The 10274-nt window shown below is 65.6% G+C and carries 7 protein-coding genes; 5 read left to right on the top strand and 2 right to left on the bottom strand.

Going from position 1 to position 10274, the window contains the following annotated elements:
- A partial coding sequence (gene gcvP, locus V5A20_RS11095; RefSeq protein WP_332327356.1) for an aminomethyl-transferring glycine dehydrogenase occupies positions 1-2906 on the bottom strand: 2906 nt, incomplete at its 3' end.
- A 216-nt stretch (positions 2907-3122) separates the two neighbouring features.
- Positions 3123-3248 (bottom strand): hypothetical protein, encoded by a 126-nt coding sequence (locus V5A20_RS11090; protein WP_332316503.1) that lies wholly within the window; start codon positions 3246-3248, stop codon positions 3123-3125.
- A gap of 188 nt (positions 3249-3436) precedes the next feature.
- Between V5A20_RS11090 and V5A20_RS11085 the strand changes: the two genes are divergently transcribed.
- The 5 genes from V5A20_RS11085 to V5A20_RS11065 all read left to right on the top strand — a co-directional run bounded on the left by V5A20_RS11085 (position 3437) and on the right by V5A20_RS11065 (position 9639).
- Positions 3437-4861, top strand: coding sequence for a pyridoxal phosphate-dependent decarboxylase family protein (locus tag V5A20_RS11085; RefSeq protein ID WP_332327355.1), 1425 nt, complete (start codon positions 3437-3439; stop codon positions 4859-4861).
- A gap of 131 nt (positions 4862-4992) precedes the next feature.
- On the top strand, positions 4993-5271 hold the full coding sequence (locus V5A20_RS11080) for a hypothetical protein (protein ID WP_332327354.1): 279 nt from the start codon (positions 4993-4995) through the stop codon (positions 5269-5271).
- A gap of 1330 nt (positions 5272-6601) precedes the next feature.
- Positions 6602-8116 carry a GNAT family N-acetyltransferase gene (locus V5A20_RS11075; protein ID WP_332316506.1) on the top strand — a complete coding sequence of 505 codons (1515 nt, stop codon included), beginning with the start codon at positions 6602-6604 and terminating at the stop codon, positions 8114-8116.
- Positions 8056-8349 (top strand): hypothetical protein, encoded by a 294-nt coding sequence (locus V5A20_RS11070; protein ID WP_332327353.1) that lies wholly within the window; start codon positions 8056-8058, stop codon positions 8347-8349. The genes V5A20_RS11075 and V5A20_RS11070 overlap by 61 nt, the downstream gene beginning before the upstream one ends.
- A 111-nt stretch (positions 8350-8460) precedes the next feature.
- Positions 8461-9639, top strand: a complete 1179-nt coding sequence (locus V5A20_RS11065) for a M20/M25/M40 family metallo-hydrolase (RefSeq protein ID WP_332327352.1) — start codon at positions 8461-8463, stop codon at positions 9637-9639.
- The last annotated feature ends 635 nt before the right edge of the window (positions 9640-10274 follow it).

The following is a 10274-nucleotide window of genomic DNA, read 5'->3' as shown; positions in this document are numbered from 1 at the left end:
TTGAGGGCCGACGTCAGCTCCTCCTCTTCGTCCGCCTCGTAGGCGTCGGTCGGGGGGCAGGCGCAGTAGAGGTTCCGGTCGCCGTAGGCGTCGTTCACGCGCCGCACGGTGGGCCAGAACTTGCGCTCGCGCACCGCCTCCACCGGATAGGCCGCCGTTTCGCGGCTGTACGCGTGGTCCCAGTCGTCGGCGGTGACCACCTCGGCGGTGTGGGGGGCCTGCTTGAGCGTGCTCTCCTCGGCCTCCAGCGTGCCGGTCTCGACGGCCTCAATCTCGCTGCGGATGGCGGCAAACGCGTCGACCAGGCGGTCGAGCTCCGCCTTCGACTCGCTCTCCGTGGGCTCCACCATGAGGGTGCCCACCACCGGCCAGCTCATCGTGGGGGCGTGGAAGCCGTAGTCCATGAGCCGCTTCGCCACGTCCTGCTCGTTGATGTCGAGCTCGGAGCGGAACGGGCGGAGGTCGAGAATAAACTCGTGGGCCACCCGGTCATTGGGGCCCCGGAAGACGATGTCGTAGTGGTTCGACAGCTGGTCGGCCAGGTAGTTGGCGTTCAGGAGGGCGGTCTTCGACGACTTCGTGAGGCCCTCGGGGCCCAGCAGCTTGATGTACGCCCACGAGATCAGCAGGATGAGGGCGCTGCCGTGCGGCGCCGCGGCGATGGCGGGGATGTTCTGGTCGCCGCCCGTCTCCACCACCGGGTGGCCGGGGAGGAAGGGGCTCAGGTGCTCGGCCGTGCAGACCGGCCCCACGCCCGGCCCGCCGCCGCCGTGCGGGATGCTAAATGTCTTGTGCAGGTTGAGGTGGCACACGTCCACGCCGTACTCGCGGGGGCGGCAGAGGCCGACCTGCGCGTTGACGTTGGCGCCGTCGAGGTACACCTGCCCGCCGTGCTCGTGGACCACGTCGCAGATCTCCTGAACGTGCGCCTCGAAGACGCCGTGCGTGGAGGGGTACGTGATCATCGCGGCGGCCAGGCGCTCACTGTTCGCCTCGGCCTGCTCGCGGAGGTCCTCCAGGTCCACGTCGCCGTTGTCGTCACAGTCGATCGTGATGACCTCCATCCCGGCCATGTTGGCACTGGCAGGGTTGGTCCCGTGGGCGGACTCGGGGACGAGACAGACGTCGCGTTGTCCCTCGCCCCGCGCCTCGTGGTAGGCCTGGATGATGAGGAGGCCGGTGTACTCGCCGGAGGCCCCGGAATTGGGCTGGAAGGAAATGTCGTCGAAGCCCGTGATCTCCGTCAGGTAGCCGCTGAGCTCGTCGATCACCTGCTCGTATCCCTCCGCCTGCTCCTGGGGAGCGAAGGGGTGCAGGCCCGCAAACTGCGGGTTGGAGATCGGCTGGAGGGCCGCGGTCGGGTTCAGCTTCATCGTGCACGACCCCAGCGGGATCATGCTGTGGACGAGCGACAGGTCCTTGTCGGCCAGCGACTTCATGTAGCGCGTCAGCTCGCCCTCCGAGTGGTACGAGTTGAAGACCGGATGCTCGAGGTACGAGGTCTGCCGCGGCATCGGGCCGTCGTAGCCGCTGTCGAGCTCGGCGGCCAGGTCGTCGGCGTACAGCTTCTGGCCGTTGGTGGCGCCGAAGACGGTAAAGAGGGCGTCGAGGTCCGCAGCGTCAACGGTCTGGTCGAGCGCGATGCCCACCGATCCGTCGTCGTAGTAGCGGAGGTTGATCTCGTGCGCCTCGGCCCGCTCGCGGACCTGCGCCTGGGTGGCGTCGGTGAGGTCCACGCGGAGCGTATCGAAGTACGCGTCGTGCCGGATGGTGTGGCCCGTTCGGTCCAGCCCTTCGGCCAGCGTCTTCGTGAGGTCGTGCACCCGCGTGGCGATCTTGCGGAGCCCCTCGGGGCCGTGGTAGACGGCGTACATCGAGGCCATCACGGCCAGCAGCACCTGGGAGGTGCAGATGTTGGACGTGGCGCGCCCCCGCCGGATGTGCTGCTCGCGGGTCTGGAGCGCCATGCGGAGCGCCATCTCGCCATCGGCATCCTTCGTGACGCCGATCATGCGGCCGGGCACCTGACGCTGAAAGCGCTCGCGGGTCGCGAAGTAGGCGGCGTGCGGCCCGCCGTAGCCCATCGGCACCCCGAAGCGCTGCGTGGAGCCGACGACCGCGTCGGCGCCCCACTCGCCCGGCGCCTCCAGGAGGGTCAGGCTCAGCGGGTCGGCGGCCACGGCCACGTAGGCGTCGGCCTTGTGCGCCCGCTCGGTCACGTCGCGGTAGTGGTCGCGCACCGCGCCGTCGGTGGTGGGGTACTGCAGGAGGCAGCCAAACGTGTCCTCTCCGAAGACGAAGTGTTCGGGGGACTCCACGATGACGTCGATCCCGATTGGCTCGGCGCGGCCCTTCACCACCTCGATGGTCTGCGGGTGGCAATCCTCGGACACGTAGAACGTGGAGGCGTCGCTGCGGCGGTCGACCCGGTTCAGCATCATCATCGCCTCCGCTGCGGCCGTCGCCTCGTCGAGCAGCGACGCGTTGGCGATCTCCATGCCCGTCAGGTCGATCGTCATGTCCTGGAAGTTGAGAAGCGCCTCCAGGCGGCCCTGCGCAATCTCGGCCTGGTAGGGGGTGTATTGCGTGTACCAGGCCGGGTTCTCCAGGATGTTGCGCTGGATGACGGGCGGCGTGTGGGTGCCGTGGTAGCCCATGCCGATGAGTGAGCGCCACGTGTCGTTCTGCTCACCGGCGCTCTGAGCCGCGTCGAGCACCTGCTGCTCGGTGAGGGCGGGCGGCAGGTCGAGCGGGTCGTCGGTGCGGATCGAATCGGGGATGGCCGCGTCGACGAGGGCGTCGAGCGACTCGGCCCCAAGGGTGTCGAGCATGGCGTCCACGTCGTCGTCCGTCGGACCGAGGTGACGCTCGTCGAACGCATCGACGGGCGAGAGATCAATGGCCATTTGAGGGCAAACGGTTGGGTGAGAGGCTGAGACCAAGGCGTGCAGTCATTGAGACAATGGGGTATATGCCCCGTGGGCGCTCGATGTTGTCCGGAATTGCTGAAAAGCCTGCAACAGACCGGGACCGGCCGACCCGCTGAGGAAAGGGTAGCAGCCCGAGCCGTCGTCCTTAACGTGGCAGGCGTCCGACCGAAACCGGTGCCAGTCCGCCATCAGCTAGCGCAGGCTCTGGAGGCGGGCACGAAGGGCCGGCGCGCCGGTCACGATCTCGCCGTCCTCGTCGAGGGCGTCTTCGATCTCGTCGGCTCGTGCGTCGTCGGGCCGGCGGTAGAGGGTCACCATGGGAATGTGCGACGGGGGGCATCGGTGAAGGCACTCCAAAATTGGTGAACGCCAGGCGTCCGTACCGGACGCGCACCCCGGCTCGACGGCGGATGTGGGGCCACTGCCGTCTGGGTCTCGCGCAACTCACGCCCCGGGGGTTCGTTTCCGAACCGCTTCTTTCGTTCACCTTCGCGAGCACTGTGCCTATGGACCGCGACCGCCTCGACCTTTCTCCTGACGAAATGCGGACCCTGGGCTACCGGGTGGTGGACCTCCTGGTCGACCACTTCGCAAACGGGGAGGATGAGCCCCTGGGCGAGGCGCCGTCGCGGGAGGAACTGGAGGCCCGCCTCCGAGAAGATCTTCCGGAGGAGGGGAGCCCTCCCGATGCGGTGCTTGATCAGGTCGAAGAGAATGTGCTGCCGAACACCATGCGGGTGGATCATCCTCGGTTTTTCGGGTTCGTGCCAGGCCCGAACAACTTCATCGGCGTGCTGGCCGACCTGTTGGCGTCGGGGTTCAACATCTTCTCGGGCACCTGGATTTCGGGGGCCGCGGCCGCACAGATCGAACTGGTCGTGATCGACTGGCTGCGTGAGCTCTGTGGCCTCCCCGAGACGACCGGCGGGCTGTTTACGAGTGGGGGCTCGATGGCGAACGTGACCGCCCTGGCCGCCGCGCGCCACGCGAGCCTGGACGACGACGTGACCGGGGCCGTGGCCTACTGCTCCGACCAGACCCACACGTCGGTCGATCGGGCCCTCCGGCTGCTCGGGTTCCGACCCGACCAGCTCCGCCGGGTGCCCTCCGACGACCGGTACCGTCTCGATCCGTCGGCGCTGCGAGACGCCGTCGCGGCCGACCGGGCGGCGGGGCGGCGCCCCTTCTGCGTCATCGCCAACGCGGGCACCACCAACACCGGCGCCGTCGATCCGTTGCCCGCGCTGGCGGACCTGGCCGACGCCGAAGACCTGTGGCTGCATGTAGACGGGGCGTACGGGGCCCCGTCGGTCATCTGCGAGCGGGGCCAGAAGCGGCTCGACGGCATCGAGCGGGTCGACTCGCTCACGATGGATCCGCACAAGTGGCTCTTTCAGCCGTTCGAGATTGGGGGCGTGCTCGTGCGGAACGCCCACCACCTCCGCCGCGCCTTCCGGCTGGAGGCGGAGTACCTGGAAGACGCGGTGGGGGAGGCGGATGAAATCAACTTCTCGGCCTATGGCATTCAGCTGACGCGCAGCTTTCGGGCGCTCAAGCTCTGGATGACGTTCAAGGTGTTTGGTCGTCGGCACGTCGCCACGGCGGTCGAACGAGGCTTTGAGCACGCCGAGCGGGCCGAACGGCTCCTGCGAGAGCGTCCTGAATGGACGGTGGTAACCCCGGCCCAGATGGGCATTGTCACATTTCGCTGTGAGCCCGAGGGCTGGCCGTCGGACCGAGTCGATACGCTTACGCGCCGCCTCGTCTCAGCGATGAATGAGAACGGAGAGGCCTTTCTGACGCAGACGACACTCGACGGTCGGCCCGTGCTTCGGCTCTGTCCCATCAACCCCCGGACCGAAGCGGCAAGTCTCCAGAACACGATTGATCGTCTGGAGGCGATTCGGGGGGCCCTTTCCGAGGCGCCTTGAACGACAGTCATCCCCCGTCTACGATTTGTAGCTCGCCCCGACGGTGTGATGCCCTGTCGCCAGCGAGAACAGGCGGGCCGACACGTCCATCCTCAGTAGGCTGCCGTTCCAGTGAAACTGTGCCCAACCACATGATCGTCGAGATCGCCACCGCCTCAAGAGGTCGGCTCGACGACACTACCAAGAACGTTGGCGCCCGCCAAAGAGGCCTTGAACAGCTACTGCCTGCGCCGGCCGATGATGCAGCTGCGGGGGCGCTCCAACAAGAGCCTATTGGAGAAGGCGGCGCATTGCTCGGAGCCAAGCCGCTGAAGAAACCGGCCTGTGGAAAGTGTCCGGCAGAGGCGCCATATACAAAAGACACCCTGAACTTCCTTTTGACCCTTCTTCCGGTGGGCGGCATTCCGTAGGGACACCGTTCTGTGCAGCCCCTGGCGTGCCGGGCAAACGACCCACGGCAGAGACGAAACACCTCCGTTCTGAAGGACTTCGGACCGCCGGATGCATCGTTCAGGTCGTGCCTATTGCCTTCGAGGGCTTCCCCTTCAGCACACTCGGCATGAATGAGCAAAAAAGAACGCTTAGGGCCCTTCTGGCTTGGGTGCCCCGAGTGGCCGGTGCAGCTGTGATGCTGGCCCTGATCGGGGCGTTGGCCTGGATATTCTTGCCTCCGGGCGGCTGGTCGCTCCCGGCTGGTGGCGCACTTGCAGGTGCCGTCATCGGGTGGAAGAAAGGTCCCTCGCCCAAGGCCGGCAGGATGGGCAGCGTGCTGAACACCGTCGTTGGAGGAGCAGCGCTGGGGCTGCTCGTCGTCTTCTTTTACCAGAGCCAGTGCACACCCGTCCCGAAGGAGCCGGGCGGGCAAGAGACAGAGCGTGAGATGCTCACGTCCGGTTCTCGTTGGGGGGCGACCCTGTAGTTTACCCTGCAGCCGATCCGAATGCGCAGGCTTCCGTCCCGCGCCGAACGCGTGGTTGCTCCCGTTGCGGCCGGGGGCTGGGGCTGTCTTGGGCCCCCAGCCCTCCAACTCCAGCCGGTACACCTTCGGGGCAGGATGGCTTCTGAAGGAGGATGGTCATCGACGGCGGTGCGCCTCCTCAGGCGAATTTTCCGTCGGGAAGGTCTCCGATACCCTTCTCGACCGTCGCGGGTGTCTTCTGCTCGCCGTTGGCCCGGGAGTGGGGCCGACCGAGTCTGGGGTGAGCTCCTGGCGTTCAGGTCCGTTGTCGCTTTCGGATCCGTGGATGCTTTTCTTTTGAAGGTCGGGCCAACCCCCCTCGCGCCCCATGACACCGTGGTAAAACCACCGCATCTATGCCCATTCTCACGTCCTCCAGATTCCTGAGCCCTCGCTGCCAGGGGAGCTGCTGAATCAGAAGCCGAAGCAGCTGGAGGCGCCCAAGGGGCCCGTAAAATCAGGTCCCGGCTGCCGTCAGGGAGAGACCCGGGAGCAGGAGAACCGTCATCGAGTTCTGCAGCGGTCCGAACAGCCGCTCTAGCGAAGAGAAAGGCCCGGGGCTCCGGAGGTCGCGGGTCGGCAGAGCCAGTCTCGCCCGGCTCGGTCAATCGTAGTTCCCAAACTTGCAAAACGAAATAGAGTTATCGATATTGTCAGCAGCTCTTGGCGTCACTTACAAAAGGGCAATCGGGGCACGTCCCTGCCCCACGCCAAGTCGTCCACGTTGGCAACTCATCCATCAGGGAGCCCTTTTTCTGTCGAGAAACCCGCTCAGCCCAGGCATGGACCAGACCTTGCACCTCCCCAACCACGTTGAGGTCATCGGGCCGACGACGGACTACGTTTACAAGTGGGCCCTCAACGTTGGCCTGTCGGACGGCAAGGCCCTTCGTCTGGCCCTCGCCGTCGACGAGCTCGTGACCGACGTGGTGCGGTTTGCGTTTCCCGGCGGAGATGGCTCATTTGAACTCACCTTGCGCGCGGACCTTTCGACCGCCGAGGTCATCATCCATGAGCGCGGAGAGCCCTTCGACCCCTCGCGCCACCCGTACGATCCGGAGCGAGCCGTCGAAGAAGATAATTTTGAAGGCGCCGGGTTTGCCGTGGTCGACCACTGTGTGGACGACTTTGCGTTTCTGAACCGGGGGCGGGACGGAAAAGAGTTTCGGATCGTCCAGCATATCGAATCAGACCACATTGCCGACCTCCATTCCACGAAGGGGCCGGACCCAGACGCCGACCGAGAGGATGTGTCTTACAGCTTTTCGGCTGTCCAGTCTCGGGACGCCGAGGACATTGCCAAACTCATCTACCGAACGTACGGCTACACCTACGTGCGGGAGGACCTCTACTACCCGGAACGCATCGAGCGGGCCCTGGAGCAGGGTGAGAAATTTGGGGTTCTGGTGCGGAGCAATTCGGGGCGCGCAGTCGGGTATTTTGCCGTCCTCCGGTCTCGGGAGTCCAACATCGGTGAGGTGGGGGAGGCCGTGGTAGATGTGAACCATCGCCGGCGCGGCCTCATGAAGCGGATGCTTCGTTCGCTGATCGATCAGGCCAACGAGCGAGGACTGAGCGGGGTGTATGGGGAGGCGGTTACGGTGCACGACATTAGCCAGCGGGTGAACCATCACTTCGGAATGAAGTCCACGGCGATGCTGCTGGGCCTCTTCCCGCCCCAGCGGTTCCGGTCGCTGTTCGACGAGTGCACGCAGCCCATCACCGTGGTCATCGATTTTCGGCCACTGGTGCCCTACGAAACGGTCACGGCGTATTTGCCGGCCCGCTACGCCGGCCTGCTCCGGCGCATCTACGCAGCCCTTGATGTGGGCCACGTACAGGTTCCGCCCGCGTCGGCCGCCTTGCCGCGCGACCAGCTGCCGGACGCCACCGAGATGGACACCCGCATCCGATACAACCACAATCACGTCGTGTTTGTGGTCGACACTGCCGGCCGGGACCTCCCGGCGCAGGTGCACCAGGCGCTCCGCGACCTGGAGGACGAGAACATGACCGTGGCGTATGTGGACCTGCCGCTCGACGATCCGGCCCTCCCGGCCGCTACGGAACTGCTCTGTGAGAATGACTTCGTCTTCGCGGGCCTCATGCCCCGCTTCCACGAAGGGCGCGACTATCTGCGGCTCCAACGTCCCCTCGTGCGGCTTGACCCGCACGGCATCGAGGTGTACTCAGACCTTGCCGCCGACCTCAAATCGCACATCTTACACGAACTGTCATGGACCTCGAACGGCACGGAGACACCCTCACGGTCCGCTCCCGACGCGACTTCAACTTGATGGCGGTCCGTCACCTCAGGTACCACATGGAGGACGCGACTCGCGTCCGCATCGACCTCGCGCGGGCTCGGCTGGTGGACACAGAGGCGGTGATGGCCCTCGTCCGACTTCAGAAGCGAGGCGTGGACGTGACGCTTCTGGAGCCGCCCGACATCCTCTATGAGGTCCTGGAGGTGCTAGAGCTCGAATCGGTCTTCGACGTGGAGCAGCTCGTAGAACGAGAGCGGTCTTGATGCCGGGCAAAATGGGACGGTGCGCCCAGCATCCCGCTCACGTCGAGAACGTTACGGGCCACTGGTTGTGAAAACGCCCGACTTCTTCCGTCGCCTGTTGCTTTGTTGCAGATGCCTTCCGCACAGCCCGAGCTCGAGCCGACCGTTCCCGCCGACGCTCTATCGGCATGGGTGCACGACCACGCGGATGACTATGTTGATTTTCTATGCCGGCTGGCCCGTGCCGAGTCCCCCTCCTCGGATCCCGAAGCGCAGTGGGAGGTGCAGCGGCTCCTGGCAGAGGCCCTCACCGATCTCGACATTGCTGTGGCGCGTCTGCCGGGGGACGACACGGGGGGCAGTCTCTACGCCCGCCCCTCCAATCCAACATCTCCCTACCAGTTGCTCCTTGGACACAGCGACACGGTCTGGCCCCACGGCACGCTCGACGAGATGCCGGTGACCCGAGAGGGCAATCGGATGCAGGGGCCTGGCGTCTTTGACATGAAGGCGGGTCTTGCCTCCATCGTGTTTGCGCTCCGGGCTCTCGATGCGCTCGACCGGACGCCCACCGTGTGTCCGGTCGTCCTCGTGACGAGTGATGAGGAGATCGGCAGCCCGGAGTCGCGCCGCCACATCGAACGCCTCGCGCAACTCGCCGGGCGAGTTTACGTGCTGGAGCCGGCGCTCGGGCTCGATGGCAAGATCAAGACGGCCCGCAAAGGAACTGGTGAAATGACGATTCGGGTTCGTCCCGTTGAGGGGGCCACAGAGAGCAGTGTGGTCCTGGAGCTCTCTTCCCTCGTCCAGCGACTCAACGAGTTTCACGAGCCGGAGCGTGGCGTGACGATCAATGTGGGGACGATTGACGGCCAGAAGGTTGACGAGGAGACGGGGGCCAGATACGGTCAACTCGTCGCGGACGTGCGCGTGCCCACCCGAGCCGCGGCCAACACGGTGCTTTCGGCGATCGAGGACATCGAGCCCCATACCCCCGGTGTGCGGGTGGATGTGCTGGGAGGCATGAACCGGCCGCCGCTGGAGCGAACCCCGGGCAATCGGCGGCTGTGGACACGGGCCCGGCAGCGTGGGCGGCACCTCAGGCTCGACCTTGAAGAGGGGCGAGCAGGGGGCGGCTCTGACGGCAACTTTACAAGTCAGCACACCCCGACACTCGACGGTCTGGGGGCGGTTGGGGACGGGGCACACGCCGCCCACGAGCACATCTGCATCGAGGAGACTCTCGACCGGTGCGCGTTGCTCGCGCTGCTGCTCTTGGATCCTCCGGTGGCCGAGGCCGACGCGTCTTGACGAACCAATCCTAGCCTCGTTCTTCGAGGTTGATTCCTGCGCCGAATGGACGTCAAAAGGCGTCTGGAAGTTTTCTGCTCCGCTGCGATGCACCGGGCGGATCAGGCACTACAACGGGTGAAGAGCCCCCTGTGGCTGCGAGAGTCCGGGTGGGGTCATCCCCCCTGTGGCCAGTTTGGGGGGCTGACAGAACCGACGCAGCTGCAAAGAGACTGGGCGAGAGTGTGGACATGCGCAGTGGAAACCGTGAGAGCTGTAGGTATCTGTAGTCGAGGCGTAAACCTGAGCCGCCTGCCTGCTAAATTTAGAAGCGCCGCTTCTGAAAACGCCCTCCAGCAGACAAAGGCGCCCAGAGGGGTAGTGGACGCAGGCACTGCGTGGGAGAGATCCCCAGGGTAGAACTGTATATGATGGGTGTCCTTGGCGGTGTCTTCGGGACCGGGCCGCCCTGGCGCGGCTCAGCTCCGGAGGCGACCACGGCTCGGCGGACACTGATCCTGCGGACGGTCCGTGAAGGTGGTTGGTTCGGATGGATCACCTTGCCCGTGGTATGAGACCAGCCGTGGTATGAGACCAGCCATGGTATGAGACCAGCGCCCCCTGTCCGATCCGTTGTCTCGGCCCGGAACAGAAAA

The organism is Salinibacter sp. (genome assembly GCF_036626415.1).
Lineage (GTDB): Bacteria > Bacteroidota > Rhodothermia > Rhodothermales > Salinibacteraceae > Salinibacter.
Note: the sequence above shows the minus strand (reverse complement) of the source record. Positions and strands in the feature narration are given on the sequence as shown.

Excerpts from the sequence above, each read along its gene's own strand:
- V5A20_RS11070 (WP_332327353.1), top strand. The coding sequence starts at position 8,056 with ATGGACCTCGAACGGCACGGAGACACCCTCACGGTCCGCTCCCGACGC.
- V5A20_RS11080 (WP_332327354.1), top strand. The coding sequence starts at position 4,993 with ATGATCGTCGAGATCGCCACCGCCTCAAGAGGTCGGCTCGACGACACT.
- V5A20_RS11065 (WP_332327352.1), top strand. The coding sequence starts at position 8,461 with ATGCCTTCCGCACAGCCCGAGCTCGAGCCGACCGTTCCCGCCGACGCT.
- V5A20_RS11090 (WP_332316503.1), bottom strand. The coding sequence starts at position 3,248 with ATGGTGACCCTCTACCGCCGGCCCGACGACGCACGAGCCGACGAGATC.
- V5A20_RS11075 (WP_332316506.1), top strand. The coding sequence starts at position 6,602 with ATGGACCAGACCTTGCACCTCCCCAACCACGTTGAGGTCATCGGGCCG.
- V5A20_RS11085 (WP_332327355.1), top strand. The coding sequence starts at position 3,437 with ATGGACCGCGACCGCCTCGACCTTTCTCCTGACGAAATGCGGACCCTG.